Raw genomic sequence first — 25,518 nt, forward strand, 5'->3', positions numbered from 1 at the left:
ACAGAAGGTTATTAAAAGCTTATCCCTTTGCATACCGATATAGTTAAGTTCTTCAGCGCTGATGGTAGTAAAGCGGCGCAGCCGCTTTGCGTAATTTACGCCAACGGTGTAAATTACGCAGGGAACAAGCTTCCCCCTGTGAGAGTAAGACATCGCCGGGCAAAGGCCATCTCCAATTGGGGATGGTTTTTTTTGTGTTTATAATTACTTGTGAATAGCAAATCTTTAATTTGTCAAAGGCATTTGGCGCGATTCAGGATTAGTTCAGAAATGTATTATTGTCCCGCGCCTAAAGTCAGCTACTCCGCGCCCAAAGCGAGCCCCCGCGCGCCTAAAGAGTGCAATTCCGCGCCCAAAGCGAGCCTCCGCGCCCAAAGCGATCCCCCACGTGCCTAAAGAGTACCGTTCCGCGCCCAACTCAAGCCTACATGCACACATCACCCCAGCAAAAAATACATAAATCCTCTAAAATACCTACTATCCTATAGCCGCAATTCCTTGTAATCCATTGCTCCTCACGATACGATGAAGGTCAACCGAGTCTTGGGAGGTTTGCTAAAGAATGAAAATGGTATTAATCATATTTCTTATAAACATCGTGTATGTATCCTTCTTTACCATCAGGATGATTCTTACTTTGAAGGGCTATCGATATTCTGCTGCCTTCGTGAGTATGATCGAGATTGTCATCTATATTGTAGGTCTTGGATTGGTATTGGATAATCTGAATGAAATACAGAATATAATTGCGTATGCACTAGGGTACGGCAGTGGTGTCATAGTCGGAACGAAGATTGAGGAGAAGATGGCGCTTGGGTATATTACCGTGAATGTCATTACGGCTGGCATTGATTATGAGATGCCGAGGTTGTTGCGCGAGAAAGGATATGGGGTGACGGATTGGTCTGCGCACGGATTGGAAGGAAGTCGTTCGGCGATGCAGATTTTGACGCCCCGGAAAGATGAATTGAAGTTATATGAGACGATAAAACAGATTGATCCGAAGGCGTTCATTATTGCATATGAAGCAAGGACGATCCATGGAGGATTCTGGGTGAAGTCTGTGAGGAGAGGGAACTTATTTAAATGAGTACGAAAAAGAAAACGGTATGGTTTGAAGTCGGAGAAGACGAGACAATTGATGATTGTTTGCGGCGATTGGCTGCGGAAGGCTATCGCGTGGCTGGAAGGATGGAGGAGCCTGTTTTTATGGAGAAGGATGGCGAGTACGTCCCGATCCGGCAAGTCATTAAGTTTAAAGGGATTTTAGAAGAGTAAAATGTCTATTATACGAACGATGGTCATTCTTGAATGTCTATTGTTCGTATTTTTTATTGACGTATTCGAATTCAGTTGGTACACTGAGTGTAGTTCGATAACCCACATATATGCTGAAGGATCGGCTTCAGCGTTTCTACCAGGACGCCGTAAATGTCCGGACTATGTGGAAAGCGATTTCTAGGATTCAGCGAAGGGTGTGCCATATCTTATGGATACGTTCATCTTGAGCATTGTGAATATCCTTGAATGAACTGCTTTCCATGCATTTGGAAGGCAGCTTATTCAAGGATTTTTTAATGGAAAATTAACGAAGTGAAATTCTTCATCAGTTTACTAAAGGAGCGGATTGTCTATGGGACCGAAAGTCGGCGTGATCATGGGGAGTAAAAGTGATTGGGAAACGATGAAGCATGCTTGCGACATACTGGACGAGTTGGGCGTTGATTATGAAAAGAAGGTAGTATCAGCACATCGTACTCCGGACTTCATGTTTGAATATGCAGAGCAGGCGCAGGACCGGGGGATTGAAGTGATTGTCGCCGGTGCTGGCGGTGCTGCCCATCTTCCAGGAATGGTAGCAGCGAAGACATTATTGCCTGTCATTGGTGTTCCGGTCCAGTCCAAGGCGTTGAATGGAATGGATTCATTGCTATCCATCGTTCAGATGCCAGGAGGCGTTCCGGTCGCTACCGTATCAATCGGTAAAGCAGGTGCTACGAATGCCGGATTGCTCGCTGCCCAGTTTTTAGCCGTCCACGATTCGAAGCTGCGCAGCCGCCTTGAAGAACGTCGAACACAAATGAGGGATGCGTCATTGGAAAGCAGTGGTGAGTTGCTATGAAGACGATTTTGCCGGGACAGACAATTGGAATCATCGGCGGCGGACAGCTTGGCCGCATGATGGGCCTTGCTGCAAAGGAAGCCGGATTCAAGATTGCCGTGCTTGATCCAAATATGGATTCACCATGCGGCCAGATTGCAGATATCCGTATCGTCGCTCCGTATGACGATGAAGCAGCGCTTGAGGAGCTTGGCGAAGTGAGTGATGTCATCACATACGAATTTGAGAATATCGATTACGAGGGTCTTGAGCGACTCAGCCAAATCGCCTATGTCCCTCAAGGAGCCGAACTTGTAAGAATTACGCAAAATCGGATAGCGGAAAAAGCGGAAATACGGTCATCCGGTGCGCCGGTCGCCAATTATGTCGCTGCTGATTCATTTACTGATTTAATAGCAAAAATCGAACAGGTTGGATTTCCATGCATCGTGAAAACTGCGTACGGCGGTTATGACGGGAAAGGGCAAGTGAAGCTTGAGTCTGCTAATGATCTTGAACTAGCGGAACCTCTCTTCGCCCATTCAGCTTGCATTGCGGAAGCGTTCGTCCCTTTCAAGACGGAAATCTCCGTCATCATCCAACGGAATCCTGAAGGGGAATCGTATTGCCTGCCGATCGCGGAAAATATTCATAAGCATCATATTTTGCATGAATCGATTGTTCCTGCAAGGGTTGCCGAGGCAGTCATCGATAAGGCGGAGGAAGCAGCGAAAAAAATCGCGGATCACTTGGAACTTGTCGGAACGCTGGCAGTGGAAATGTTCGTGCTCGATAACGATGAAATTGTCATCAATGAGCTAGCACCGCGTCCTCATAATTCAGGCCATTACTCGATTGAGGCATGCAATGTATCACAGTTCCATCAGCATATCCGTGCGGTGTGCGGCTGGCCATTGCGCAAGCCGAGGCTGTGGGCGCCGTCCGTCATGGTGAATGTGCTCGGTGAGCATGTCGTACCTTTGAAGAAAGTGGTTATGAATCATCCTGATTGGTCGATCCATCTATATGGGAAGGCTGAGGCGAAAGAAAAACGGAAGATGGGACATGTGACCATCATGACTGATTGTTTAGAGAAGACACTGGAAGAAATTGATTCGACAGGCATTTGGGCTTAACACATACACATTAAATCGATGACAAACTTAATCCATTCGGGAGGAAATTGACATGACAAAAGTGAACGTTTACGTAACATTACGCGAAAGTGTTGTTGATCCACAAGGAATTGCAACTCAGGAAGCACTTCAAACAGTAGGGTTCAATGAAGTCGAAAGCGTCCGTATCGGCAGACTGATCGAGCTTGAGCTTGCAGGGACGGACAGTGAAATCGAAACGCGTGTAAAAGAAATGTGCGATAAGCTGCTTGTCAATAAAGTAATCGAGGACTATAGCTTTGAAATCGGGGAGGTTGCGGGCAAATGAGGTTCGCAGTTCTAAGTTTCCCAGGTTCCAGCTGTGATGTGGACATGTATCACGCCCTCTTGGATATCGTCGGCGTCGGCGCGGAAATCGTCAGCCATCAGGACGCAGACCTAAACAATTTCGATGCTGTCGTCATTCCTACAGGAGCTTCCTACGGTGATTATTTACGTCCGGGCGCACTTGCCCAAAGCTCCAAATCGATTGACAGTCTGAAGGCATTCGCGGATTCCGGCAAGCCGGTGCTTGGCGTAGGGAACGGATTCCAGATTCTTGTCGAGGCAGGAATCCTACCAGGTGCTTTCTTGCGGAATAAAGGATTGAAGTTCAGAAGCGGAAACGCAAAGCTGGCTGTTCAAAATACTACATCGACATTCACAAGCATTTATGAGCAAGGACAGCAAATTACGCTTCCTTTCGCCCATGAATACGGCAATTATTACGTCGATGCAGCCACTGCAACACAATTGAAAGAGCAGAATTGCATTGTTTTCACATATGAAGACGGCAATCCTGACGGCAGTGTAGAGAAAATCGCGGGCGTATTGAATGAACAAGGGAATGTCCTCGGCATGATGCCGCTGCCTGAACGTGCAGTGGAGGAAATCATCGGCGGGACGGACGGTTTGCCTTTATTCCGATCAATTCTGAAGAACTGGAGTGAGAAGAATGACAACCATGCATGAACCTACAGCGCAGCAAGTCAAAGATGAAAAACTGTATCGTCAAATGGGTATGACCGATGAGGAGTTCGATCGTGCAGTCGAAATGATCGGACGTCTTCCGAATTATACGGAAACAGGATTGTTCTCGGCGATGTGGTCGGAGCATTGTTCTTATAAAAGCTCGAAGCCGGTATTGCGAAAATTCCCGACAGAAGGCGCGCGCGTCTTGCAAGGTCCTGGGGAAGGTGCGGGTATCGTCGATATCGGCGATAACCAGGCGGCAGTCTTCAAAATGGAATCGCATAACTCTCCATCCGCTATCGAGCCATTCATCGGCGCAGCTACAGGAGCGGGCGGCATCATCCGTGATGTCTTCTCAATGGGAGCGCGTCCAGTAGCGCTTGTGAACTCGATGCGTTTCGGTGACTTGACAGATGAGCGCGACCGTTATTTATTCGAACAGGCGGTTGCAGGGATTGCGAGCTACGGGAATACGATTGGGATTCCGACGGTTGCAGGCGAAGTCCAGTTCGATAATTGCTATTCGAAGCGTCCTCTCGTCAATGCGATGGCTGTCGGTTTGTTAAATCATGAAGATATCCAGAAAGGCATTGCATCGGGTGTCGATAATACGGTGCTATATGTCGGTGCGAAGACGGGTAGGGACGGAATCCACGGTGCGACAATGTCTTCTTCTGAAGTTGCGGTTGATAAAGAAGAAGAGTTGCCGGTCATGCAGGCAGGTGACCCGTATCTTGAGAAGCTGCTCATGGAAGCTTGCCTAGAGTTGGTTAAATCGGATGCTTTGATCGGAATCCAGGACATGGGTGCAGCAGGACTGACTTCATCGTCAGCGGAAATGGCTTCGAAAGCGGGCTATGGCGTTGAATTGAACTTAGACCTCGTTCCACAGCGCGAAGAAGGCATGACCGCCTATGAAATGATGCTTTCCGAGTCTCAAGAGCGGATGCTCGTCGTCGTGAAGCAAGGCCGTGAGCAGGAAATCATTGACTTGTGCAAGAAATATGGTCTGGAAGCAGTGTCGATCGGGAAAGTGACGGATGACAAAATGCTTCGACTTACACATAAAGGTGAGATTGTCGCGGAAATTAATGCAGATATTCTAGCGGAAGACGCGCCAGTCTACTATAAAATATCGGAAGAGCCTGCTTATTTCAGTGAATTCCAGGCGATGGAAAATGAAGAGCCGGCTGTCGAAGATTTAAAAGAGACGTTATCAGCTTTATTGCAACGACCGACAATCGCGTCGAAAGAGTGGGTGTACAGCCAATTCGATTCGCAGGCACGCACGAATACAGTCGTAGCGCCAGGCTCTTCAGCAGGAGTGATCCGCGTACGCGGCACGAATAAAGGCCTTGCAATGACAGCGGATTGCAACTCCCGGTATATTTACCTCGACCCGGAAACGGGCGGGAAGATTGCAGTTGCGGAAGCGGCTCGTAATCTAGTCTGTTCAGGTGCGGAACCAATTGCGGCAACGGATTGCCTGAACTTCGGAAGTCCGGACAAGCCGGAAGTGTTCTGGCAGATTGAAAAATCGGCTGATGGCATTGCAGCGGCGTGCCGAACGTTGAATGCACCGATCATCGGCGGAAACGTATCGATGTCGAATGAAGTGAACGGAGTTCCAGTCTATCCGACACCGACGATGGGCTTGGTTGGCCTCGTGCATGATCTGTCGCAAGTGACGACGACTTCATTTAAACAAGCGGGCGACGCGATTTACTTGATTGGCGAGACGGCAACGGAATTCGGCGGAAGTGAGCTTCAACAAATGATCCATGGCACGATTTTCGGGAAAGCGCCTGCTATCGACTTGGAAGTAGAAGCAACTCGTCAACAGGCTCTTTTGAAAGCGATCCAAAGCAGACTCGTCCAGTCCGCTACTGATTTGTCGGAAGGCGGTTTCGCAATTGCACTTTGCGAGAAGGCATTTGACGCGGAAGGTCTCGGAGCAGAAGTGACTGTGACGGGTTCGGCGGTGACAGCGTTATTCAGTGAGACGCAATCTCGCTTCCTCGTGACGGTAAAAGAAGAACTTGCGACAGCGTTTGAAGCGATCGTAACGGATGCAGTGAAAATCGGTACAGTTACCGATCAAAATAAAATCGTAATTACTGGCGATAACGATGCGGTGTTGATTGACGGGACGGTGGAAGAATTCCGTTCCGATTGGAAAGGGGCAATTCCATGCTTGCTGAACTCAGAGGCCTGAACGAAGAATGCGGCGTGTTCGGCATTTGGGGCCATGAAGATGCGGCGCAGCTGAGCTATTACGGCTTACACGCGCTGCAGCACCGCGGGCAGGAAGGTGCTGGTATCGTAACGAAGAATGGCAAAGGATTTCATGTCGTTAAAGGGGAAGGCCTTGTGAATGATGTGTTCTCCGGTGACGCATTGAAAAGCTTGACGGGACGTTCGGCAATCGGCCAAGTCCGTTACACGACGGAGGAGGGGCGGGGCGCTGAAAACGTGCAGCCACTCGTCTTCCGTTCCATGACAGGCAGTTTGGCGATTGCGCATAACGGCAATTTAATTAACGCGAAGGATTTGAAGGAGAGTCTTGAAAAGCAAGGAAGCATCTTTCAAACGACTTCCGATACGGAAGTGCTTGCCCATTTGATTAAACGGAGCGGCAGCGGTTCTTTGACGCAGCGGGATCGGGTGAAAAAGGCGCTGTCGATGTTGAAAGGTGCCTTCGCATTCGTCGTGTTGACGGAAGATGGTTTGCTCGTCGCTCAGGATCCGAACGGGTTGCGGCCATTGTCCCTAGGGAAATTAGGAGATGCATGGGTTGTTGCGTCTGAAACATGCGCGTTCGATTTGATCGGCGCAGAAACGATCCGTTCGGTTGAACCGGGCGAGTTGATCGTCATCAATGATAAAGGCTTGCATTCCGATCGATTCGCGGAAGCTGCTGACCGGGCAATCTGCTCGATGGAATACGTCTATTTTTCAAGACCGGATTCGGATATCGACGGCATCAATATCCATATGGCGCGGAAACGGTGCGGCAAGCAGCTTGCAAGGGAAGTCAACATCGAGGCGGATGTCGTGACGGGCGTTCCGGATTCAAGTATTTCTGCAGCGATTGGGTTTTCCGAGGAAAGTGGCATTCCGTACGAACTTGGGTTGATTAAGAACAGGTATGTCGGTAGGACGTTCATCCAACCGACGCAGGCGATGCGCGAAAGAGGCGTGAAGATGAAGCTTTCTCCAGTACATCAAGTCGTCGAAGGGAAGCGGGTCGTCATGGTGGACGATTCGATTGTCCGCGGGACGACTTCGAGACGGATCGTCAAAATGCTGAGGGATGCGGGTGCGAAAGAAGTGCACGTCGTCATTGCGGCGCCTCCGCTCGTCAGCCCTTGCTTCTATGGCGTTGACATCAGTACGGATTCCGAATTGATTGCGACAGGACGTTCTGTTGATGAAGTGCGGGAATTGATCGGCGCTGATTCACTGACGTTCCTTTCAGCGGAAGGGATGCTGAATGCAATCGGCAGACCGTCTGAAATGAAAAATTGCGGACAATGTCTTGCGTGCTTCACAGGTGAATATCCGACGGAAATTTACGCGGATACAGTATTGCCACACGAAAAAGAAATCGGGCGATAAGGAGGAACTTCCATGTCAAAGGCGTATGAAAAAGCGGGAGTCAATATCGAGGCGGGTTATGAATCGGTTGAACGGATGAAGTCGCATGTCGCGCGTACGGCGCGGAAAGGCGTTGCAGGTGCATTCGGCGGTTTCGGAGGGATGTTCGATCTTTCGGAGCTTAACTATAAAGAGCCAGTGCTCATTTCCGGCACAGACGGCGTCGGCACGAAATTGAAATTGGCGTTCATGGCGGATAAGCACGATACGATCGGCATCGACTGTGTCGCGATGTGCGTGAATGATATCGTTGCCCAAGGAGCGGAGCCGCTTTATTTCTTGGACTATATCGCACTTGGTAAAGCGGTCCCTGAAAAAGTTGAGGCAATTGTCAAGGGAATTGCGGACGGCTGCGTGCAGTCGGGTGCTGCGCTGATCGGCGGAGAGACGGCTGAAATGCCAGGACTCTATGATGTGAATGAATATGACTTGGCTGGATTTGCGGTCGGTGCCTGTGAAAAGAGCAAGGTCGTTACAGGGGAGAAAGTCGCTGAAGGGGACGTTCTTGTCGGCATCGCTTCAAGCGGCATCCACTCGAATGGATTCTCGCTCGTACGTCAGATCGTTCTGGAAGAGCAAGGGTATAAGATTGATGAGTATATCGCTGGGTTCGAGGAGCTCGGCAAGGTCGGAGCCGCTTTGCTTGAACCGACGAAGATCTATGCGAAGCCTGTCATGCAAATCCATGGGGAGCTTGACGTCCATTCGATGGGGCATATTACGGGCGGAGGATTTTATGAGAACCTTCCGAGAATGTTCGGTGAAGGGTTCGGTGTCGAAGTAGATCTCGGATCATGGCCAGTGCTGCCTGTCTTTAAAATGCTGAAAGTGAAAGGCGATCTATTGGATAAAGACTTGTACAGCGTCTTCAATATGGGAATTGGGTTCGTTATCGCCCTTCCAGAAGAACAAGCAAAGCGAGCCATTCAAATTGCTGCGGAACACGGTGAGGATGCATACGAAATCGGTCGTGTCGTGCGCGGATCGGGAGTCGTTTTCAAAGGCGATCATGATGGGAGCTTAGCAGAATGAACGGAAAAGCAAGAATCGCGGTATTCGCTTCCGGCAGCGGCAGCAACTTCGAAGCGCTTGAAACAGCATGCCGGGAAGGCGAGCTGGACGCGGAAATCGTCCTCGTCATGACAGACAGGCCCGCATCGTTCGTCATTGAACGGGCGAGACAGACGGACATTCGAGTCGTCGCAGTAGAACCGAAAGCCTTCCCGTCGAAGCAGGCGTATGAGGAAGCTTTGCTCGATATATTGCATGAAGAGGAAGTTGAATGGATTGTGCTTGCTGGATACATGAGGCTCATCGGACCGACGTTGTTGGCCGCGTATCCTTCACGGATCGTCAATATCCATCCGTCGCTGCTCCCTTCATTCCCGGGGAAAGACGCAATCGGACAGGCAATCGCCCACGGTGTGAAACTTACCGGCGTCACCGTCCATCTTGTTGATGAAGGGATGGATACGGGGCCGATCCTCGCGCAGGTGGCGGTTCCTGTCGTGGAAGGCGATGCGGAATTGACAGCACAGGCGATACATGCGGTGGAGCATGTGCTTTATAAAGAAACATTGCAGAAGTTGATCTTAACAAACGGAGGGATTCATTCGTGAAAAAACGGGCATTGCTCAGCGTCTCGGACAAAAACGGAGTCTTAGAATTCGCTCAAGCACTAGAAGCACTCGACTATGAAATTCTGTCAACCGGCGGAACAATGAAACATCTGAAGGAAAACGGCGTCGCGGTGACGGCGGTCGATGAAGTGACGGGCTTCCCTGAAATTATGGAAGGCCGCGTCAAAACGCTCAACCCGATGATCCACGGCGGACTGCTGGCAAAGCAGGACGACGCGGCACATCAAGCGCAAATGAAAGAACACGGCATCCAGCCGATCCATATTGTCTGCGTGAACCTATACCCATTTAAAGAAACGATTTCGAAACCTGACGTAGCCATCAATGACGCAATTGAAAATATCGATATCGGCGGTCCGGCAATGCTTCGTGCATCCGCAAAAAACCACGCCTACGTCACAGTCATCGTCGATTCGGCAGATTACGGCCAAGTACTTGAAGAGCTGCAAACGGAAGGGCAGACGACACTTGAAACACGCCGCCGCCTTGCAGCGAAGGTCTTCCGTCATACAGCTGCGTATGATGCACTCATTTCCGGATATTTGACTGACCTTGCAGACGAACAATTCCCTGAGCAAGTGACGTTTACATACGAGTTGAAACAGCCGCTCCGCTACGGCGAAAACCCGCATCAGAAAGCGGCGTTCTATAGCCGTCCGCTCGGTTCAGATTTCTCCATCGCGAATGCGGAGCAACTTCACGGAAAAGAGCTTTCCTATAACAATATCCAAGATGCCAATGCGGCCATCCAAATCGTCAAGGAATTCAACCAACCGGCGGCAGTGGCAGTTAAGCATATGAACCCTTGCGGCGTAGGTGTCGGAGAAACAATCGCCGAGGCGTTCAATAAAGCATACGAAGCCGACCCGGTTTCCATCTTCGGAGGCATTATCGCCTTGAACCGTGAAGTGGATGATGCAACAGCTGAAAAGCTCTCGGGCATCTTCCTCGAAATCGTCATCGCGCCTTCGTTCACAGACGAAGCGATTGATGTATTGACGAAGAAGAAAAACATCCGTCTACTCACAATCCCGTTTGAACAGCATAAGCAAGAAGCTTGGAATACAGTGTCGGTTGAAGGTGGACTGCTCATGCAGCAACCTGACGCATACGGCTTTGACGATGCAGAGATCCGAGTTGCAACAGACCGTGAACCGACGGAATCTGAATGGGAAGCAATGAAGTTAGGTTGGGCAGTCGTCAAGCATGTGAAGTCGAATGCGATCGTCGTATCTGATTCGCAAAGGACGCTCGGCGTTGGAGCGGGGCAGATGAACCGTGTCGGAGCTGCTGCGATTGCATTAACGCAAGCGGGAGAACGTGCGAAAGGCGCAGCGCTAGCCTCGGATGCATTCTTCCCGATGGATGATACCGTGGAAGCGGCAGCGAAAGCGGGCATTACGGCAATCATCCAGCCCGGGGGATCCGTGAAGGACGAGGATTCCATCAAGAAGGCGAATGAATATGGCATTGCAATGGTATTCACAGGCGTACGTCATTTCAAACATTGATTGAAGGAGAAGATACAGATGAAAGTACTCGTAATCGGCAGCGGAGGCCGGGAGCATGCGATTGCAAGGCAGTTCAATGAATCGCCATCCGTTTCAAACGTATATGTTGCACCCGGAAACGACGGCATGAAGAACGATGCGGAATGTATCGGAATCGATGCGGCTGATTTTGAGGCGCTAGCTTCATTCGCTATCGAGCAAGGGATTGACTTGACGTTTGTAGGTCCTGAGCAGCCGTTGGCGGAAGGGATCGTCGATTTTTTCTCAGAAAAAGGCTTGCGTATTTTCGGACCGACGAAGGCTGCTGCTCAAATCGAGGGCAGCAAGTCTTTCGCAAAGGAATTAATGAGTAAATACGGTATCCCGACGGCAGCATACGGGACGTTCACGGACGCTGAGGAAGCAAAGGCGTTCATCCGTCAGCAAGGTGCGCCGATTGTCGTAAAAGCGGATGGACTCGCAGCGGGGAAAGGCGTCGTTGTCGCAATGACGTTGGAGGAAGCGATTGTAGCAGTTGACGATATGATCGGCAATCAGCGTTTCGGGGAGTCATCTTCCCGCGTCGTCATCGAGGAATTCCTGGACGGCGAAGAGTTTTCGTATATGTCTTTCATCCATGATGGACAGATCTACCCGATGGTCATCGCGCAAGATCATAAGCGTGCGTATGATGGCGATAGAGGGCCGAACACAGGCGGGATGGGTGCTTATTCTCCGGTTCCGCATATTCCGGAGCATGTGATTGAAGAAGCGTATGAGAAAGTCGTCGTTCCGACAGTCCATGCCATGACGGAAGAAGGGACGCCGTTCACGGGAATCCTGTACGCGGGACTCATCTTGACGGAAGAAGGACCGAAAGTGATCGAGTTCAACGCACGCTTCGGTGACCCGGAAACACAGGTTGTGTTGCCAAGAATGCGTTCGGATTTCGGGGCATTCATGATGGCGCTTATGAATAAAGAGCCATTTGAATTGGAGTGGCATGATGATGCTATGTTTGGTGTTGTCATCGCGTCCGACCGTTATCCAGGCAACGTTGTGAATGGGGCGCGACTTCCCAATCTTAATGTGTTGAACGGACTAGACGTTTTCCATGCCGGCACGAAAGCCGTTGATGCTCATTTTGTCGGCAATGGCGGAAGAGTTCTGCTCGCTGCGGCAAAAGCGGAAACGTTGGAAGAGGCGAAAACTCTAGTGTACGAAAGATTGAATCAAACCGAATGGAATGGATTTTTCTACCGGATGGACATCGGTTGGCGCGCATTCCAAAGTAAATGAATAAAAGGGGTTGTCCAGAAAAACTTCTGTGACAACCCCTTTTAACTGATTCTATTCAACCGCTCCGGTGCTTTTCAGCTCTATATTCACTTTGACATTAAATTTGATGTCGGGATAAATGCGCTTCTCCCATTCTTTATCAAGACCTTTACGCGATAGTCGTGTCGCCCGATATCGGAGGCCGAAACCGAATGGATCGACATTATTTTCTTGGAGTTTTATCAGCAGGTCGGTAACTGTCTTTCCGATTTCTTTACCAGCTATCTTATTGTATTTCTCTAGCTTTTTACTGTTCAAACGCTTGTTGGATTCGCCGACAACACCGACCTTCGTAATTTTCATATCAATTCGCGGATCGCCATCATTGAGGAGGATTTTATAATTCATCCTGATTTCGTCAAAGTTCAATATCATGATCAGATCATCTTCTTTGATTTTGTAACTGAAGCCATAAGCTTTATTCATAAGGGAATTAAAATACTTTGTTTCCTCTGGTGTCAATTCCACTGGTGGTGCTCCCCGTTTAAGAATAATCGACTTGTCAATAACGAAATCATGATTTTCTTCATCTGTCCCGATGATCGGCATAATTGTATCGAGGCCTTCCCCTAAAACCTCCCGTCTGAACTCAAATAGAAATGTTGTCACGACAAATGGGCTTTCCGTTCCGGTATTATCGAAATAGTTATAAAGAGCAATCGATGCAGGAGCTTCAGTTGTCGGTTCAAAAGAGATGATCTCTTCAGCCGTTTTATCAGCTACAGCGACGTAAGAAATCATCTGGATATCCCCGCGCCTCGTGAAAAAGTCCATGAAGGTATCTAAATCCTTTGTTAGTAATTCCTTGTGTATAACGATGATTTTGCTATGTCCGAAATCCAAAACTTTATCGACACGGGTTTCCATCTCATGGATGGCTTCTGCAACTGATTCGGCATCATGGGAAATATAGAGATAAGGCGGGGATGTTGATTGTTTTATATCACCGACTTGCTTGGCCAATTTCAAAGTGACTCTGAAGCCGTTCCTCATTTTTTCCGACGGGTCAATACCGAATCCAAGGACAAACACCCTTTTGTCAATATCCTTGAAAGCACATCCCGCTTGAAAGAGCAAGGATAGCAAAAGGATGAAGGCAATGCACCCTTTCATCATTTTTTGTTTTCCCGCCATTTAGAAGAAGCCCCTTTCTTCGCTAAAAGTAAAGAACCGACTAGCAAGATGAGCATGGCCGGTAAAACGAAGTCGTCATACATTTCGACTGTTCTATAAAGTCCTTCCACTGTCATCCGTTTCGTCAGAGTCATTGCAACAATCCAGAAAAAGACGATAAATAAAGGAAGGGTCAAATTATATGACTTCCATTTTAAACGCTTCAATTGAAAGACGCTCGAAAATAAGTGGATGGAAACATGCCAATGTATGATCATACTGACAACGCCAAGAGCCAAAAAGGAGCCGATGAATATAAAGACAATCCTTTCAACGACCCCGAATTTCATCCGGATGGAATCACTTGTCATGATCCACGGATACAATGCATTCTCAAGGGAATCGAACCCCCCGAAGCCGATTGGAAGTAGATAAGTCGTCGCGAGGATATACATAAAAGCAACCGTAAGAATAGCCATTCCTTTCAGAGTCGGTTTTTTCAAAGTTGTGAAAGCCCGATTGAAAATAACTAAGTTTGCAGTTCCTATGACGATGAAAAGTGAAGACGTAAAAGCCCCATAATCCGGCAGCTGATTAACTTGCATGAGAGCAATCCGGATATAATCCCAATTTAAAGAAGGGTCTAGATAGCCCTTCATTTGAACGAAGACGATAAATGGGACAACAAGAATAAAGATGACTTCACTCATATATATAATATTTCTAGTTGCCATTAACACTCCATACGTGACAACGAGGGCGAACGTCAAAACAATCGTGTAGATTGACATTTCGGGTGTCAAGAAACGGAGGATGATGAATGTATAAATCATAAGTGTAAAGAGACCTGCGACATACCAGGCTGCAGCCATAAATAGGAGAACGGGAACAGCAAACCATTTAGGTGTGTAAGCCTTCAAAATCTCCGGCAAGCCTTGACCGGGAAAACGGCTGAACAGGATTACTAGGAAATAGGTCAATACAATTCCAGTACTAATCGCAAAAGCCATGCCGAGGACTGTACCTGTGTTGCCCCCGGCAATTAGAATTCTTGGCGTAATAGAAACCATGTTCGTCAGGGTATTAATTAGAATCAAATAAATTAAGAAGCGGTTCATTTATTGTCCATCCCCAATTCAGCATTCTTGCCCTTCCATGGAATCCGTAAATACGGTTCGCCCAAGCTATCCTTGTTCGCTAAAAACATGATGAATCCCATGAAACCGAGCAATAGTCCGACCAACCCGAAAAGTGAAGTGTAAATAATCAAAAGGAACCGTACAACACGAACTGCAAAGCTCATTTCATTAATCGGTATGACGAATGTGGAGATTGCAACAGCTGAAATAATAATGACCATTATGGTTGATGTGAGTGCTGCTTCCGTTGCTGCCGTCCCTAGTATAAGCCCGCCGACAGTCGTAGCGGTGCCACTGACCGCTTTCGGTAGCCGCATGCTCGCCTCTGTCAGTAATTCCATGAAAAAAAGCATGAAAATAACTTCGATAAACGAAGGATATGGCACGCCGATTCTGCTGCCTGCAACGGTAAGGGCCAGTTCAATCCTAAGTATTTCGGGGTTATAAGATGTCATCGCTATATATAAACTTGGAAGCAAAATACATGTGAATAAACCCAAATACCGTAACATAATTGTAAACCCTGATATGACAGAAACATGGTAATTGTCTTCCATTGATGCCATGAAATCGAAGAAGACAATAGGTGCAACAATGACATTCGGACTCCCGTCTATTACAATGATGATTTTTCCAGCGACCAAATTGTAGACGATACGATCGGGACGTTCCGTTACCATTGTCGTAGGGAAGAGGGTGAATCTGCTTCTGTTCAGGAAATGTTGGAGCTCCCCCCCTGATTGGAATAATGGCGTATTAAGATTACCAAGCTGGTCCTTTATTTTAGCTAGAATTTTGGGATCGGCTCGGTCGCTGTCATAGAGTATAGCGACCGGAATATTGGTGACATCGCTAGTAGCGAAATTTTCAACTGTCAAAGTGGCCTTATGGTACCGTTGCCTGATCAGATTGATTGTCGTTTCAATGTCCTCACTTAATCCTTTTTGAGGTCCATGAATTGTCGGCTCCATCGTCGTTTCTTGCACTTCATTGTTTTTGACGAGGCGGAGATCGAGTAAGAAAAGGCTGTCTTCAACAGCCATCAGTACAGATCCGGCACTTATCTTAATGGGCAGTTGGTTTTTATCAGGTACTTCAGATTGATTCGGCAAAGATTGAATATAGGAAGCAAAGTCTTCTTCGGAAGCCATTTCAAAAAAAGGTCGAATGACTGTCTGTTGAAGCTTATCGCCATCTACGACCGATTTCACATAAAATAGAAATGCGTACTGGCCTTTCATTTGCAGAGGCGTCTGAATGATGTCGTCTGAAGGCTTGAACTTTGCGGACATCTCGTTGAATAAAGGAGGGGCCTGCTTACCGGTCATTTGCAACTCTCCTTTCACTGGAGCATGGAAAAAAGTTTGACCTTAGCGTGCCCGGTAAAAGCGAATTGATACACTTACTAGCAATGCGACTGAAATTTCATGCAAATGATTCAAAACATCTATATTTCAAATGGATGCTATGCTAGGATAAAATATATAGAATTCTCTTAAAAGGGGTTTATCGATATGTGGGACCAACATGAAATACAACGACAACTCGGGGTCATCAATGGAAAAGTTGCCCCGGACCTCATCATTCAAAATGCGACGTATCTACATTCCATCTTCAAGAAATGGGTGACGGGCAATATTTGGATTAAAGAGGATCGGATCGTCTATGCAGGCGGCAGAATGCCAGCCATGACAGAAGGCTCGGAAATCGTCGATGCAACCGGTAAAAAAATCGTTCCCGGCTATATCGAGCCACATGTCCATCCGTTCCAATTGTACAATCCCGAAACATTCGCCGACTATGCTGGCAGGCTCGGAACGACGACGTTCTTGTCGGACAACTTGACGTTCTTCATGCTGCTCGGAAATGAAAAGTCATTCAAATTGATTGACCAATTGAATGAGCTGCCGTTTTCATTTTATTGGTGGGCACGGTTTGATTCGCAAACGGTTTTGCAAAATGAAACGGACGTTTTCAACCAAGAAGCGATTGGTGAATGGCTGAAGCGGGACGATGTTCTCATGGGTGGAGAGCTAACAGGTTGGCCTCGTCTATTGAAAGGCGATCCGGATCTGATGGCGTCTGTCCTTGCAGCAAAACAAGCGGGGAAAAAGATCGAAGGCCACTTCCCGGGGGCTTCAGAGCGGACGCTTGCGAGGATGAAATTGCTCGGAACTGATGGCGATCATGAAGCGATGACAACCGAGGAAGTCGAAGCGAGACTATTGCAAGGATACGCAGCGACGTTGCGTCATTCATCGATCCGTCCGGATTTGCCTGCTTTGTTGAAAGGTATATTGGACAAGGAATTGGATGTTTTCGACCATCTTATGATGACGACGGATGGCTCGACGCCTTCCTTCCATATCGATGGGGTGATAGACAAATGCATCCAAGTCGCACTCGATGCAGGGATTAAACCGGTTGACGCTTATTTGATGGCTTCTTATAATGTTGCCCGCTACTACGGCATCGATGATAAGCATGGCATCATCGCAACAGGGAGATATGCAACGCTCAATTTCCTGGAGGACGAATTGAACCCGGTACCGACGGACGTCCTGTCAAAAGGTAAATGGCTGAAACGTGAAAACGCGCCAACTGCTCCGTTCAAGCAAGTCGATTGGTCGCTCGTCCCGTCATTCGAATTGGATTTCGATTTGGATGAAATGGATTTTGATTTCAAAGAAACAGTTGGCATTACTATGGTGAATGACGTTATTACAAAGCCATATGAAGTGACAATTGACTTATCGGCGGACAAGCTTTCCAATGAGCACGATGAAAGTTTCCTCATGCTGATTGATCGAAATGGGAAGTGGCGGGTGAATACGGTCATTAAAGGTTTCGCGAACCACGTGCAAGGCTTTGCGTCGTCCTATTCCAATACGGGCGATATCATCCTCATCGGTAAGGACAAACATGCGATGATGCTTGCGTTCGATGAAATGAAACGGATGAAGGGCGGCATGGTTCTCGTTGAGGACGGTGATATAGCTGCGTCAATTCCGCTGCCGATCGGCGGGGGGTTATCGGCAGAACGTATGGATGTTTTAATTGACCGGGAGATTACAATGAAAAAGGCATTAGCAGAGCGGGGGTACAAACATGGCGATGCTGTCTACACGTTCCTGTTCCTCCAGTCTACACACTTGCCATATGTACGGGCGACACAAATAGGGCTCTATGAAGTTATGAAAAATGAAGTAATCATTCCGGCGACGGGAAGATAGGGGGAACGGATGAAAGGGAATAAGAGAGGGTGGCTACTGGGAGTTGCCATCATGTTGCTGTTGCTGTCAGCGTGTTCGAAAAAAGAGAAAGCCGGCGCGGAAGAGATTGTACCGGAGCCGGAAGAGATGGAAGAAGTCGAAATTGAAGAGCCGATGGAAGAGCCTGAGGAAGACGGTACCCTCCGTTATCAGGCGCCATTTACAGGCGTGTTGACCGAAGAGGAGAACTGGGCGAGGCCAGTGCTTGCAACAATCAACAATCACCCACATGCAAGGCCTCAATCGGGGGTAAGCCAGGCGGATATCATTTATGAATTCATGGCGGAAGGGAATGTCACGAGGTTTTTAGCATTGTTCCAAAGCGAGCTGCCGGATACAGTCGGCCCGATTCGAAGTGCGCGTGATTATTTCATTTATCTCTCAAAAGGGATGGATGCATTTTACGTAGCGCACGGATATAGCCCTGATGCGCAAAAGCTGTTGGCGAACAGACATGTCGATCATGTGAATGGCATGCAATATGACGGGACTTTATTCAAAAGATCGACTGACCGTAAAGCTCCCCATAATTCGTATATAACCGGCGAGAACATAATGGCTGCGATGGAGAAGGTCGGCGCATCTGACGAAATCGCGAAGGTCCCTCCATTTGCTTTCCATGAATCAAGTGAGGATGCTAAAATAGGGGATAGCGCATCGATGATTGTCGTCCGATTCAGCTCCAGCAAGGATTTCATCAACACGTTCTCCTTCGATCCGGAGACGGAAACGTATAATCGGATGGTGAATGGTATCCTTACGATAGATAAAGGGAACGGAGAACAAGTGGGACTGTCCAACATCATCGTCATGGAGGCGGTGCATCGCACGATCGACAATGTCGGAAGACAATCGGTCGATATTGAGAGCGGCGGCAAGGCAATGCTGTTCCAAGCGGGCTCCGTGAAAGAGCTGGAATGGAAAAACGTTGATGGATTCCTCGTACCGGTGGAAAATGGAGTTCCTGCAAAATTAGTTCCCGGCAAGACGTGGATCCATGTCATTCCTACGTATTCCGGGATTGCAAATTCTGTAACGTATACGCCTTAAATCTTGATAGAAAGAGGGGGAACTATGCAAATCGATAAAATCCGAAGCGAACAAACGGATCAGCTGTTTAAAGCGATATTGGAATTGAAGGATCTTGAAGAATGCTATATGTTCTTTGACGACCTTGCGACGATGAGCGAGTTGCAGTCGTTGGCACAGCGTTTGGAAGTCGCACATGCATTGAGACAGAAAAAGACGTATGACCGGATTCAAAATGAAACCGGCGCAAGCACTGCGACAATCTCAAGGGTGAGACGGTGCGTCGATTACGGATCCGGGGGCTACAACACCGTGCTTAACCGCCTCTATCCGGAGCTTGCGGACAATAATGATAAGAAGTGATCGGGCGGAGAAACTATCCGTCCGGTTTTTTTGGTATACTGGGGAATAGCGGACGCGCGAGGTAACGAGAGCGCATCTAAAAAGCAATAGTAGGTGGAAGATATAATGGACTATATGAATTGGCGCCACGCCTTTAAAGTGGACCCTGCAAAACCATTGGCGGACGATGAGCTTGAACAGCTTGCGGAATCCGGAACGGATGGCATCATCATCGGAGGAACGGATGGCGTGACACTCGAAAACGTCCTTGACCTGCTGGCGCGCATCCGAAGATTCTCCGTGCCCGTAGCGCTTGAGGTGTCGACTGTGGATTCGGTGTCGATGGGATTCGATTACTATTTCATTCCGACGGTCCTGAATTCGACCGATACGAAATGGGTGAACGGCATCCATCATGCCGCTTTGAAGGAATACGGCCATATGATGGATTGGGATGAAGTCATCGCGGAGGGTTATGTAATCGTCAACACCGATTGCAAAGCAGCACGACTCACCGGCGTGAAAGAGGCTCCCGACGAAGAGGATGTCATCGCTTATGCGCGGATGGCGGAGCATCTGTTCAAGCTGCCGGTATTTTATTTGGAATATAGCGGAACGCTTGGCGATCCGGCCATCGTCAAAGCAGCGGCGCGTGCCCTTGAGCAGACGAAGTTATTTTACGGCGGCGGTATCCGCAATGCGGCCGACGCAAAAATGATGGCGGAGCTTGCGGACACGGTCATTGTGGGCAATATCATTTATGATGACCTGAAGGCTGCCCTTTCGACAGTCGAAGCAGTGAAATCGGTATCTCTTTGAGGAGTTTTAAGATATAATGAAGAACAGATGTTCTTTGGAAAGGCGGTATGATGTATGAAGGAAATTGCGGAAGATCTGCTTGTAGGCATGAACCCTGAACAAGCCCGCGCAGTGAAAAAGACGGAAGGGCCTCTGCTGATCATGGCAGGCGCAGGATCCGGGAAGACTCGGGTACTGACCCACCGGATCGCTTACTTGATCGTGGAAAAAGGGGTCTATCCTTCGAATGTTTTGGCGATCACATTTACTAACAAAGCAGCCCGTGAAATGCGCGAACGGATTGACGGGTTGCTTGGCCCCGGGACTGGCGAACGAATGTGGGTCTCGACATTCCACTCGATGTGCGTCCGAATTTTACGGAGGGACATCGACCGCATCGGAATTTCGAAAAGCTTTACAATCCTTGATACCTCAGACCAATTGACGGTCATTAAAAATGTCTTGAAAGAGCGCAATCTCGATCCGAAGCAATATGATCCGAGAGCAATGCTAGGGGCAATCAGTTCGGCGAAAAACGAATGCATCGACGCGGAAGCATATACTGCGCAAATCAATCCGCATAACCCTTATGAAAAGACGATTGCAAATGTCTATGAAAGCTATACGAAAAGACTGAGACAAAACCAATCGCTCGATTTTGACGACCTCATCATGATGACTCTCAAATTATTCGAACGCGTCCCTGAAGTCCTCGAATTTTATCAAAATAAATTCCAATATATCCATGTGGATGAATACCAGGATACGAACAATGCCCAATACCGCCTCGTCAATATGATGGCGGCGAAATTCCGGAACCTATGTGTCGTCGGTGATTCCGACCAATCGATCTACAGATGGCGCGGCGCTGACATCGGCAACATCCTATCATTTGAAAAGGATTATAGTGATGCAACCGTCATTTTACTCGAGCAGAATTACCGTTCGACGAAAACGATTTTGCAGGCGGCAAACGACGTCATCAAGAACAACCGGAGCCGCTACGACAAGAAGCTCCGTACGGAAAATGCGGAGGGCGATTCAATCACGATCTATAAGGCCTCCGATGAAAAGGACGAATCCCAGTTCATTGTCCAACAGATTATCGAGCTGAAAGAACGCGAAAACTTGACGCTTGATCAATTCGCGATTCTTTACCGAACGAATGCCCAATCCCGTGTCATCGAGGAATATCTCGTGAAATCCAATTTGGAATATACGATCGTCGGCGGCACTAAGTTCTATGACAGGAAAGAGATCAAGGACTTGCTCGCTTATTTGCGGTTGATCTCCAATAACGATGACGACTTGGCACTTGCACGCATCATCAACGAGCCGAAACGGAGCATCGGTGCGACTTCCTTCGAAAGGATGGCGTCATTTGCGATTGAGAACGACAGATCCATATTTGACGCGTTGCAGGAAGTCCATTTCATGGGGCTGACGGCAAGGGCTGCAAACGAAGCATCTAAATTCAGGGATATGATCAGCGGGTTTACACAGATGCAGGAATACTTGTCCGTTACGGAGCTTGTGGAGCAAGTGCTTGAAAAGACGGGCTACCGTGACATGCTCATCCGTGAGAAGACGATTGAATCGGAAAGCAGGCTGGAAAATATCGAGGAATTCCTTTCCGTCACGGAAGCTTTCGAAAAGAGGGCCGAAGAAGAGGAGGGCGACCGTTCGCTCGTCGCATTCCTGACAGACCTGGCATTGATTGCCGATATCGATTCATTGGATAAAGAAGAGAACCAATCAACGGAAAAAATCGTCCTAATGACAATGCACGCGGCAAAAGGACTTGAATTTCCGGTGGTTTTCGTCATTGGCATGGAAGAGAACATCTTCCCACATGTCAGATCGATCGGCGACGATGAAGAGATGGAAGAGGAACGCCGGCTTGCCTATGTGGCGATCACCCGTGCGGAGCGCCGGCTCTTTTTGACTTGCGCTTCCTACCGGACATTGTTCGGCCGTTCGAGTTTTAATAATCCATCCCGTTTTTTAAATGAGATTTCAGATGATATTATCGAAGTGACATCCAATAACAATCAAGGCTTTTCATATGGCGGATTTTCTCGTGGGGAAGCACCAGTGCGTCCCGCTGTCAAAAGGCCGGTCTATAAAACAAGCGGCGGAGAGAAGATGGGCTGGAAGGCGGGCGACAAAGCGACCCATAAAGCATGGGGGACAGGAATGGTCGTCAGCGTCAAAGGGAATCATGATGATCTCGAACTCGACATCGCATTCCCGGAACCTGTAGGCATTAAACGGCTTCTTGCCAAATTTGCACCGATAGAAAAAGCGTAGGGAGAGGACAGAATGGATCGCAATGCAGTTGAAAAACGTGTACAGGAGCTCAATGATCTGCTAAAGGAGTACGGGCATGCCTATTATGTGCTGGACAAGCCGGCCGTGCCTGATTCCGTCTATGACAGCCTCATGCAGGAATTGCTGTCTATCGAGGCGGAAAATCCCGATCTGATCTTTCCCGATTCGCCATCGCAGCGGGTTGGCGGGGAAGTGCTTGAAGGTTTCAGCAAAGTCGTCCATGAATACCCGATGCTGAGCTTGTCGAATGTGTTTAATGAAGAGGATATACGCGACTTCGACAGACGAGTGCAAGCGGAGGCGGGGAATGCCACGTATATTTGTGAATTGAAGATTGACGGACTTGCTGTTTCATTAAAATATGAAAACGGGACGTTCGTCCAAGGTTCAACGCGAGGGGACGGGACGGTGGGAGAGGAAATCACCGCGAATCTGAAGACAATCCGGACCGTTCCGCTGAAGCTTGCCGAACCGGTGACGATCGAAGTCCGCGGGGAAGCATATATGCCGAAGAAATCGTTCATGAGATTAAATGAAATGCGGGATGAAAACGGTGAGGAGCCGTTCGCGAATCCCCGGAATGCAGCTGCGGGATCGCTACGGCAACTTGATCCGAAAATAGCCGCGAGCCGCAATCTTGCCGTGTTCATCTATGGTGTCGGTGGGGATGGTACCGCTTTCGGGCAGGACAGCCATTCCGATTCGCTTGATTATCTTGCTGCTATCGGATTCGAAACGAACAAGAAAAGCAAACGGTGCAAAACGATCGAGGAAGTGCTCGACTATATAGAGTCCTGGCAGGAACACAGGCAGGACCTGGATTATGAAATCGACGGAATCGTCATTAAAGTGGACAGCTATGAAGATCAGGAGCAACTTGGATTCACGGCGAAAAGTCCGCGTTGGGCGACCGCGTATAAATTCCCTGCGGAAGAAGTCCATACAAAGCTGCTTGACATCGAGTTGAGTGTCGGCAGGACAGGAGTCGTTACGCCGACCGCCATTTTGGAACCGGTCCGAGTTGCCGGAACGACAGTAGCAAGGGCTTCCCTCCATAACGAGGACCTCATCCGTGAAAAGGATATCCGTATCGGTGACACAGTCGTCATCCGTAAAGCGGGGGATATCATTCCTGAAGTCGTCACTGTATTGATCGAACAACGGAACGGGAATGAAGAACCGTATCATATGCCTGATAATTGCCCAGTCTGTGATTCCGAACTCGTCAGGATTGAAGGAGAAGTGGCACTTCGTTGCGTCAATCCGCAATGCCCAGCGCAGATGAAGGAAGCGCTCATCCATTTCGTATCCCGTAATGCGATGAATATTGAAGGAATCGGCGAACGGGTCGTAGATCAATTGTATACGTCAGGTCTCGTCCATGATGTTTCGGACCTTTACGGTTTGACGAAGGAACAACTACTGTCACTCGAGCGTATGGGAGAGAAGTCTGCTACGAATTTATTGACAGCGATTGAAGTTTCCAAAACGAATTCTTTGGAGAAGCTGCTGTTCGGCCTTGGAATCCGGCATGTCGGGGTAAGAGCGGCACATATCTTGTCGGAGGAATTCGGCACGATGGATGAAATCGCTAAAGCGGATGCGGACCAGCTTACATCGATTCACGAAATCGGCGACAAAGTGGCGGACGCGGTCATCACATTTTTTAATAATGAAGATGTACTGGAAGTGCTCGGCAAGTTGAAGTCGTACGGCGTAAACATGGATTTTAAAGGCAGAACACGCCAGGAGCTTCCGACTGATGGCCCGTTTGCAGGAAAAACAGTCGTTCTGACGGGAAAGCTTTCGATATTGACGCGCAATGAAGCAAAAGAGCGGATTGAAGCGCTTGGCGGTAAAGTGAGCGGGAGCGTCAGTAAAAAGACGGACCTTGTCATAGCCGGGGAAGAAGCCGGATCAAAGCTCGTGAAGGCGGAGGAGCTCGGTATTACGGTATGGAACGAAACAGAGTTGGTCGACGCGCTCGGCGAAAAGGAGTAATTTTCAATGAAAAGGCTATTAGTATTATCCGGAATGGCGGTTGTCCTTACGTTAGGCGGCTGTATGCCGTCAATCGGACCCGACAAAGAGGAAGTCATCCAGGAAAATGATGAGGAACAGGTTGAAGAAACTGTCATGATTCCAGATGTACAGGTGAATGACACCTATTACAAGACTGTCACCCCGTTCAAGAAAAGCGCGACCCGCGGCCTTGTCGTGAGCAATATCTATACGAAATATGATATCGGGGAAGCGGAAGAAGGGCTATTTCGTTTATCTGCCCAGCATTTTGACACGAAAAACTATTTCTTCCAAGAAGGGCAGTACATCGATGGAAAAACTGCACGCGCATGGCTTGCCAGAAGTTCTACGAATGAACAAGGCTTGAATCCCCCTGAAGCGGAAGGGGAAGATGCGGAAGAGAAGCCGATCTATTTGGCGCATATTATCGAGCAAAACTATTTGACGCTGACGGACGAAAAGAAAGTACGTCTGTCCGGTGTTTCGATTGGGCTTGCGTTGAATTCCGTCTATTATTCCAAAGACGGGAAAGAGATTGAAATAACGGATTCGGTACTCGAAAAGCAAGGCATCGCCATGGCGGACAAAATCGTCAGCAGGATGCGTGCAAAAGAAGGGTTCCAGGATATTCCGATCGTCATCGGCCTGTTCAAACAGGAGAAAAGAAATGCAATCGTACCTGGCACTTATTTCGCAACCGCTTTTGCTGATAAAGGAAAATCATCAGCATCTGGATGGAAAGAAGTGAATGAACGGTACGTGTTGCTTCCCGCTCCCGCTGACATTGATAATTACCGAGATATCAATACGAAATTCAGCAATTTCAAACAGGATATCGATAACTATTTTCCGAGCTTCGTCAATGTGATCGGAAAAGGCTTTTTCAAAGACAAAAGGATGCAATCGATTTCCATCGACATTCCGATCCAGTTTTTCGGGAAAGGTGAAGTCATCGGCTTCACACAGTTTTTGGCTTCGCATGTCATCAAGTACTTTCCCAACATCGATGTCGAAGTGAGTGTCACCTCGGTAAACGGCCCGGAGGCGCTCATTGTCAAGGAAGCCGGTAGTGATGAACCTTTCGTCCATATTTATGGCTATTAGAATATCAGTTTACATG

The 25,518-nt window shown here is 48.4% G+C and carries 22 protein-coding genes and 1 riboswitch; of the genes, 19 read left to right on the plus strand and 3 right to left on the minus strand.

Features of this window, described 5'->3' with window-relative positions; all coding sequences use genetic code 11:
- The first annotated feature begins 562 nt into the window (after positions 1-562).
- The 12 genes from OC538_RS15090 to purD all read left to right on the plus strand — a co-directional run bounded on the left by OC538_RS15090 (position 563) and on the right by purD (position 12,313).
- Positions 563-1,090, plus strand: a complete 528-nt coding sequence (locus OC538_RS15090) for a DUF2179 domain-containing protein (RefSeq protein WP_251696645.1) — start codon at positions 563-565, stop codon at positions 1,088-1,090.
- Positions 1,087-1,278 carry an NETI motif-containing protein gene (locus OC538_RS15095; RefSeq protein ID WP_262177023.1) on the plus strand — a complete coding sequence of 64 codons (192 nt, stop codon included), beginning with the start codon at positions 1,087-1,089 and terminating at the stop codon, positions 1,276-1,278. The genes OC538_RS15090 and OC538_RS15095 overlap by 4 nt, the downstream gene beginning before the upstream one ends.
- An 84-nt stretch (positions 1,279-1,362) precedes the next feature.
- Positions 1,363-1,463, plus strand: a riboswitch (purine riboswitch).
- Positions 1,464-1,633: 170 nt separating this feature from the next.
- Entirely contained in the window at positions 1,634-2,122 is a 489-nt protein-coding gene (gene purE, locus OC538_RS15100) for a 5-(carboxyamino)imidazole ribonucleotide mutase (protein ID WP_262177025.1), read from the plus strand.
- A complete protein-coding gene (gene purK / locus OC538_RS15105; protein ID WP_262177027.1) occupies positions 2,119-3,237 on the plus strand; it encodes a 5-(carboxyamino)imidazole ribonucleotide synthase in 1,119 nt (372 codons plus the stop codon). The genes purE and purK overlap by 4 nt, the downstream gene beginning before the upstream one ends.
- A gap of 52 nt (positions 3,238-3,289) precedes the next feature.
- Entirely contained in the window at positions 3,290-3,544 is a 255-nt protein-coding gene (gene purS / locus OC538_RS15110; RefSeq protein ID WP_262177029.1) for a phosphoribosylformylglycinamidine synthase subunit PurS, read from the plus strand.
- Positions 3,541-4,227, plus strand: a complete 687-nt coding sequence (gene purQ, locus OC538_RS15115) for a phosphoribosylformylglycinamidine synthase subunit PurQ (protein WP_262177032.1) — start codon at positions 3,541-3,543, stop codon at positions 4,225-4,227. Before purS ends, purQ begins: the two co-directional genes overlap by 4 nt.
- On the plus strand, positions 4,211-6,442 hold the full coding sequence (gene purL / locus OC538_RS15120) for a phosphoribosylformylglycinamidine synthase subunit PurL (RefSeq protein ID WP_251696633.1): 2,232 nt from the start codon (positions 4,211-4,213) through the stop codon (positions 6,440-6,442). The genes purQ and purL overlap by 17 nt, the downstream gene beginning before the upstream one ends.
- Complete coding sequence (gene purF, locus OC538_RS15125; protein ID WP_251696632.1) at positions 6,418-7,845, plus strand: amidophosphoribosyltransferase; 1,428 nt, start codon at positions 6,418-6,420, stop codon at positions 7,843-7,845. The genes purL and purF overlap by 25 nt, the downstream gene beginning before the upstream one ends.
- 12 nt (positions 7,846-7,857) lie before the next feature.
- Complete coding sequence (purM, locus tag OC538_RS15130; protein WP_251696630.1) at positions 7,858-8,916, plus strand: phosphoribosylformylglycinamidine cyclo-ligase; 1,059 nt, start codon at positions 7,858-7,860, stop codon at positions 8,914-8,916.
- The gene (gene purN, locus OC538_RS15135; protein ID WP_251696628.1) at positions 8,913-9,503 is read left to right on the plus strand and encodes a phosphoribosylglycinamide formyltransferase; all 591 of its coding nucleotides are present in this window, start codon (positions 8,913-8,915) and stop codon (positions 9,501-9,503) included. The genes purM and purN overlap by 4 nt, the downstream gene beginning before the upstream one ends.
- Positions 9,500-11,035 carry a bifunctional phosphoribosylaminoimidazolecarboxamide formyltransferase/IMP cyclohydrolase gene (gene purH, locus OC538_RS15140; protein ID WP_251696626.1) on the plus strand — a complete coding sequence of 512 codons (1,536 nt, stop codon included), beginning with the start codon at positions 9,500-9,502 and terminating at the stop codon, positions 11,033-11,035. The genes purN and purH overlap by 4 nt, the downstream gene beginning before the upstream one ends.
- Before the next feature lie 18 nt (positions 11,036-11,053).
- A complete protein-coding gene (gene purD, locus OC538_RS15145; RefSeq protein WP_251696624.1) occupies positions 11,054-12,313 on the plus strand; it encodes a phosphoribosylamine--glycine ligase in 1,260 nt (419 codons plus the stop codon).
- A 51-nt stretch (positions 12,314-12,364) separates the two neighbouring features.
- On the opposite strand, the gene OC538_RS15150 is transcribed toward purD, so the two are convergent.
- The 3 genes from OC538_RS15150 to OC538_RS15160 are packed head-to-tail and all read right to left on the minus strand — an operon-like array spanning position 12,365 to position 15,932.
- On the minus strand, positions 12,365-13,486 hold the full coding sequence (locus OC538_RS15150; RefSeq protein WP_251696622.1) for a Ger(x)C family spore germination protein: 1,122 nt from the start codon (positions 13,484-13,486) through the stop codon (positions 12,365-12,367).
- A complete protein-coding gene (locus OC538_RS15155) occupies positions 13,465-14,583 on the minus strand; it encodes a GerAB/ArcD/ProY family transporter (protein WP_251696620.1) in 1,119 nt (372 codons plus the stop codon). Before OC538_RS15155 ends, OC538_RS15150 begins: the two co-directional genes overlap by 22 nt.
- Positions 14,580-15,932: a spore germination protein gene (locus OC538_RS15160; RefSeq protein WP_251696618.1), complete on the minus strand. Its 1,353-nt coding sequence runs from the start codon at positions 15,930-15,932 to the stop codon at positions 14,580-14,582. Before OC538_RS15160 ends, OC538_RS15155 begins: the two co-directional genes overlap by 4 nt.
- A 186-nt stretch (positions 15,933-16,118) precedes the next feature.
- Between OC538_RS15160 and OC538_RS15165 the strand changes: the two genes are divergently transcribed.
- The 7 genes from OC538_RS15165 (at position 16,119) to OC538_RS15195 (ending at position 25,502) form a co-directional block, all read left to right on the plus strand.
- A complete protein-coding gene (locus OC538_RS15165) occupies positions 16,119-17,837 on the plus strand; it encodes an adenine deaminase C-terminal domain-containing protein (protein ID WP_262177040.1) in 1,719 nt (572 codons plus the stop codon).
- Positions 17,838-17,846: 9 nt separating this feature from the next.
- Positions 17,847-18,926, plus strand: coding sequence for a DUF3048 domain-containing protein (locus OC538_RS15170; RefSeq protein WP_262177042.1), 1,080 nt, complete (start codon positions 17,847-17,849; stop codon positions 18,924-18,926).
- 24 nt (positions 18,927-18,950) lie between these two features.
- Complete coding sequence (locus OC538_RS15175; RefSeq protein WP_251696612.1) at positions 18,951-19,268, plus strand: YerC/YecD family TrpR-related protein; 318 nt, start codon at positions 18,951-18,953, stop codon at positions 19,266-19,268.
- 105 nt (positions 19,269-19,373) lie between these two features.
- Positions 19,374-20,066 (plus strand): heptaprenylglyceryl phosphate synthase, encoded by a 693-nt coding sequence (locus tag OC538_RS15180; protein WP_262177046.1) that lies wholly within the window; start codon positions 19,374-19,376, stop codon positions 20,064-20,066.
- 54 nt (positions 20,067-20,120) lie between these two features.
- A complete protein-coding gene (pcrA, locus tag OC538_RS15185; RefSeq protein WP_251696609.1) occupies positions 20,121-22,355 on the plus strand; it encodes a DNA helicase PcrA in 2,235 nt (744 codons plus the stop codon).
- Between the two features lie 12 nt (positions 22,356-22,367).
- Positions 22,368-24,377: an NAD-dependent DNA ligase LigA gene (ligA, locus tag OC538_RS15190; RefSeq protein ID WP_262177049.1), complete on the plus strand. Its 2,010-nt coding sequence runs from the start codon at positions 22,368-22,370 to the stop codon at positions 24,375-24,377.
- A 6-nt stretch (positions 24,378-24,383) separates the two neighbouring features.
- Positions 24,384-25,502: a CamS family sex pheromone protein gene (locus tag OC538_RS15195; RefSeq protein ID WP_262177050.1), complete on the plus strand. Its 1,119-nt coding sequence runs from the start codon at positions 24,384-24,386 to the stop codon at positions 25,500-25,502.
- Positions 25,503-25,518: the final 16 nt, after the last annotated feature.

The organism is Saccharococcus sp. Marseille-Q5394 (genome assembly GCF_946901335.1).
Taxonomy (GTDB): Bacteria; Bacillota; Bacilli; order Bacillales_A; family Planococcaceae; genus Sporosarcina; species Sporosarcina luteola_C.

Excerpts from the sequence above, each read along its gene's own strand:
- OC538_RS15090 (WP_251696645.1), top strand. The coding sequence starts at position 563 with ATGAAAATGGTATTAATCATATTTCTTATAAACATCGTGTATGTATCC.
- OC538_RS15095 (WP_262177023.1), top strand. The coding sequence starts at position 1,087 with ATGAGTACGAAAAAGAAAACGGTATGGTTTGAAGTCGGAGAAGACGAG.
- purE (WP_262177025.1), top strand. The coding sequence starts at position 1,634 with ATGGGACCGAAAGTCGGCGTGATCATGGGGAGTAAAAGTGATTGGGAA.
- purK (WP_262177027.1), top strand. The coding sequence starts at position 2,119 with ATGAAGACGATTTTGCCGGGACAGACAATTGGAATCATCGGCGGCGGA.
- purS (WP_262177029.1), top strand. The coding sequence starts at position 3,290 with ATGACAAAAGTGAACGTTTACGTAACATTACGCGAAAGTGTTGTTGAT.
- purQ (WP_262177032.1), top strand. The coding sequence starts at position 3,541 with ATGAGGTTCGCAGTTCTAAGTTTCCCAGGTTCCAGCTGTGATGTGGAC.
- purL (WP_251696633.1), top strand. The coding sequence starts at position 4,211 with ATGACAACCATGCATGAACCTACAGCGCAGCAAGTCAAAGATGAAAAA.
- purF (WP_251696632.1), top strand. The coding sequence starts at position 6,418 with ATGCTTGCTGAACTCAGAGGCCTGAACGAAGAATGCGGCGTGTTCGGC.
- purM (WP_251696630.1), top strand. The coding sequence starts at position 7,858 with ATGTCAAAGGCGTATGAAAAAGCGGGAGTCAATATCGAGGCGGGTTAT.
- purN (WP_251696628.1), top strand. The coding sequence starts at position 8,913 with ATGAACGGAAAAGCAAGAATCGCGGTATTCGCTTCCGGCAGCGGCAGC.
- purD (WP_251696624.1), top strand. The coding sequence starts at position 11,054 with ATGAAAGTACTCGTAATCGGCAGCGGAGGCCGGGAGCATGCGATTGCA.
- OC538_RS15150 (WP_251696622.1), bottom strand. The coding sequence starts at position 13,486 with ATGGCGGGAAAACAAAAAATGATGAAAGGGTGCATTGCCTTCATCCTT.
- OC538_RS15155 (WP_251696620.1), bottom strand. The coding sequence starts at position 14,583 with ATGAACCGCTTCTTAATTTATTTGATTCTAATTAATACCCTGACGAAC.
- OC538_RS15160 (WP_251696618.1), bottom strand. The coding sequence starts at position 15,932 with ATGACCGGTAAGCAGGCCCCTCCTTTATTCAACGAGATGTCCGCAAAG.
- OC538_RS15165 (WP_262177040.1), top strand. The coding sequence starts at position 16,119 with ATGTGGGACCAACATGAAATACAACGACAACTCGGGGTCATCAATGGA.
- OC538_RS15170 (WP_262177042.1), top strand. The coding sequence starts at position 17,847 with ATGAAAGGGAATAAGAGAGGGTGGCTACTGGGAGTTGCCATCATGTTG.
- OC538_RS15175 (WP_251696612.1), top strand. The coding sequence starts at position 18,951 with ATGCAAATCGATAAAATCCGAAGCGAACAAACGGATCAGCTGTTTAAA.
- OC538_RS15180 (WP_262177046.1), top strand. The coding sequence starts at position 19,374 with ATGGACTATATGAATTGGCGCCACGCCTTTAAAGTGGACCCTGCAAAA.
- pcrA (WP_251696609.1), top strand. The coding sequence starts at position 20,121 with ATGAAGGAAATTGCGGAAGATCTGCTTGTAGGCATGAACCCTGAACAA.
- ligA (WP_262177049.1), top strand. The coding sequence starts at position 22,368 with ATGGATCGCAATGCAGTTGAAAAACGTGTACAGGAGCTCAATGATCTG.
- OC538_RS15195 (WP_262177050.1), top strand. The coding sequence starts at position 24,384 with ATGAAAAGGCTATTAGTATTATCCGGAATGGCGGTTGTCCTTACGTTA.